The sequence below is a fragment of the bacterium genome (genome assembly GCA_024224155.1).
In the GTDB taxonomy this organism is placed as follows: domain Bacteria; phylum Acidobacteriota; class Thermoanaerobaculia; order Multivoradales; family JAHEKO01; genus CALZIK01.
The window spans coordinates 1-2,876 of record JAAENP010000036.1; the positions used below are offsets into that span (position 1 = coordinate 1).

Sequence of the window (2,876 nt, forward strand, 5' to 3'; positions counted from 1 at the left end):
CCTCGGCGCCCGAGAGGCTCCAGCGGGCACCGGAGCGGTCCATCCGGTGGACGATGAGGCTGCGGCAGGTGCCCTCGATCACTCCGGTGGCGATCGGCAGGCCGGCTTCGAGGCAGTCGCCGTAGGGGAGGTAGCGACGGTACTTCACAAGGTAGTCACAGGCATCGTCCACCGGCTCACGATCTTTCTTGACCAGATCCCTGTGGGTGGCTGCGGCGCGCATTCCGCCAGCAACTTGCGAGGCCCAGCCGGAGAGGACCCTCTGGGCGCGGGTGCGGACGTAGTTCTGCTGTTGCCACTTGTCCTCAGGGCACAGGGCGCGGGCTGCGGCCCAGAGGCGCTGGAGCACGTGGAAAAAGTCGAGGACGATCTGGAACTGATACTGCTTCTGAAACCTGCGCACCAGCCGAAGCTGGTGCGGTTCTCCGTCCACCAGGACTATCCATGTACGGCGTCGTTGAGGGTCGCGGGCTGCGGCCTCGGCAAAGGCCTCCGCCATGACCTCCTCCGGCTGCCGAGCCAGGCTCGCCCACACCCGCTTGCTCCTCGGCCTGGGCCGGGCCTTCTTCTGCTTTCTCTTGCGCCGTGGAGGCATCGCCGTGGAATCGTCGATGGGAAACAGGTCGTTGACCACGTCGAGGGGAGTCCGGGGATACGGCGCCACGTCGTACACCGTCGCCACGATCGCCATCCGCTTGCAGCCAGGCCGTGCGTTCTTCTCACCCTCCCTGCGACGCTTCGTGCTCTCCCGCAGATCCTGCTCCCGCACGACGACACCCTTGCCGTCGAAGCTGATGACCAGTAGCGGCACGGGCTCCCCCCCAGAGGCTTCGTCACCAGCCTCGGTCGCTTCTTTGCCCGCCTCGCTGCGCGCCTTGTAGAAGCTCTGGAAATCCACCGCTGCGCGCGCTGCGAGCTCCTCGACGTGGCGTTTGGGAATCTTCACCCCTGTCTGACGCTCGATCGCCTCCTGCCCCTCTTCGAACGAGCCTCGGGCCGTCTCCCATGCCACTTTTCTGCGCAGCTCGAGGGAGTAGCTCTCGCGCGGCAGGTTCATCTCGCCATCGAGAGGATGCAAGCTCGCCTCCCCGGCTCGGGCGTACCCCGTACGTGGCACGTCGATCTCCCCGAAGCTCGTGACCAACCTCCGTGGGTGGCTTCGCTTCTCTGCCCGCCTCACGCCTTCGGCATCGATGACCGGACCCTCTGCCTCCCCCGGAGCCCGCATCTGCACATGGGCGGCCAGCAGCTTGCGCAGCAACTCCCGGCCCTCTTCCTCCAGCCGCCGCTCGAGATCGCTCTCCGTCATCTTTCCCGCCTCCATCGACCTGAGAAATTCCGCCATCGCTCCGAACTGATCCTCGGCCTCCTCGAATCCGTCGTCCTCTGGGTCTCGAACAAGTGCAAGGCCCATGCGACCTCCCCGGGCCCTCTTTCCGCGCCGCTCCATTGCGGCTCCAATCTGGCCCGGGGAACCACCTTGTCACGCGCATCGCGAAAAGTCCAGCCCCGAGAGACCAACTCCATGGAACCACGCCAGTATTGGCCGTCGGCGGAGCGAGTGGATCGGCCTGGCGGGCTGGCTGATGCTGTGCACCTTGGCACGTTCCGACGACAGCCTGCCGGACGAGTTCTTCGAAGCGCAGCTGGCGGCGATCGAGGAGCAGATCCACGGCCGCAAGAATCGGGTGCGCTACGCCATGAACTCGGCGCTGATGAACATCGGCGGCCGTGCAAAGGTCGGCCGTTCCTGCTCGTTCGCGAACCGAGAGTAGGCACTAAACCACTGAAAACAAACGCCTTCATACTCTATGAAAAGGAGCCGCACTCATGCGAAAGGCCGAACACACCCTGGTGCCAGATTACTGGTCTTGTGCGATGAGATAAAGTCATCTGGATAATCTTGGCAACTCGGAGACCCTCAACGGAACAGCCGATAAACACTCCCGGCCGTTCTATTTCCGGCTCTGCAACGTTTGGAGAAAGGGCAGATGCTTTGGGAGAGTTCGTTGGAGATTTTACTAAAAAATCGAGCGCGAGCTTAATCTGCTGAAGTACTTCGAGAGCACTTGGAAATCCAGTATTCCAGACCTGAAGGCCCTCCTCAAAAAGCGCTAGATCCGCCTCAGGCACGAGCTCATTTACCTGGGCGACCAGGGAATTCAGTTGCTGTACAAACGCTGGAGTGACGTTTTGTTTTGATGAATCTCCGGCAGCTGTAGCGCGCGCAGTCTCCTCCATCGCTAGGAGGATTCTGTGTATCGAGTCCTTGCCTGCCATCGCTATCTGCCCCACTCTATGAGAGCCGCAGAACGGCTGCCATCAGCGGGGAGCGCAGCGACTCCGCTGCATGGACTTGTGTACGCCCGGCATGGGCATGTACTTGTGGGGTGAAAGTCCCCTGTCAGTGAACCACCGTCCACGCTATGGACAGAGAGAATGACTAGCTTACGGCAAGGGCGGCCCCGCGAGGGGTCGTCTGAAGGAAGGCCGCGGCAAAGCTGCGAGCCGAGGAACACGAACGCCATAGAAGGCCGACTTCCCTGGGGCGAGGCAGCACAACGTGCCGAAGCCCTGTGGTTCGGGGGATACGGTAAATGGCGCGGCTGTGCAGCGACAGTACATGTCCTTATCCGGGGAGATCTGCTCGACGAGCGGCCGGACACCGCCATGGGAGCCGGACTGAGGCCCAGGCCGAAAGACCTGGATCGGCCACCGGACCCTAAAGCGCCGGCAGCGCGTCTGGGGGCAACCCCTGGCGTGATCGAGCAGAAGTCAGCAGAGGGCATAGTAGGCATCTTACCCCGCCGGGGCCGGATGCTGAAGGCCCGAACACGATGAGACAAGGAGGAGCCGTGGGGAGCTCGCATTCGACG

At 62.9% G+C, this 2,876-nt stretch carries 3 protein-coding genes; 1 reads left to right on the forward strand and 2 read right to left on the reverse strand.

Features of this window, described 5'->3' with window-relative positions; all coding sequences use genetic code 11:
• On the reverse strand, positions 1-1,414 hold a 1,414-nt coding region (locus GY769_02545), incomplete at its 3' end, for an ISKra4 family transposase (GenBank protein MCP4200799.1).
• A 184-nt stretch (positions 1,415-1,598) separates the two neighbouring features.
• Here GY769_02545 and GY769_02550 point away from each other — a divergent pair.
• Positions 1,599-1,775 (forward strand): hypothetical protein, encoded by a 177-nt coding sequence (locus GY769_02550; protein ID MCP4200800.1) that lies wholly within the window; start codon positions 1,599-1,601, stop codon positions 1,773-1,775.
• Between the two features lie 34 nt (positions 1,776-1,809).
• Here GY769_02550 and GY769_02555 read toward each other — a convergent pair whose 3' ends face one another.
• Entirely contained in the window at positions 1,810-2,280 is a 471-nt protein-coding gene (locus GY769_02555; GenBank protein MCP4200801.1) for a hypothetical protein, read from the reverse strand.
• Positions 2,281-2,876: the final 596 nt, after the last annotated feature.

What these genes read in the sequence shown, in the direction of transcription:
- GY769_02555 (MCP4200801.1), bottom strand. Translation starts at nt 2,280, where the DNA reads ATGGCAGGCAAGGACTCGATACACAGAATCCTCCTAGCGATGGAGGAG.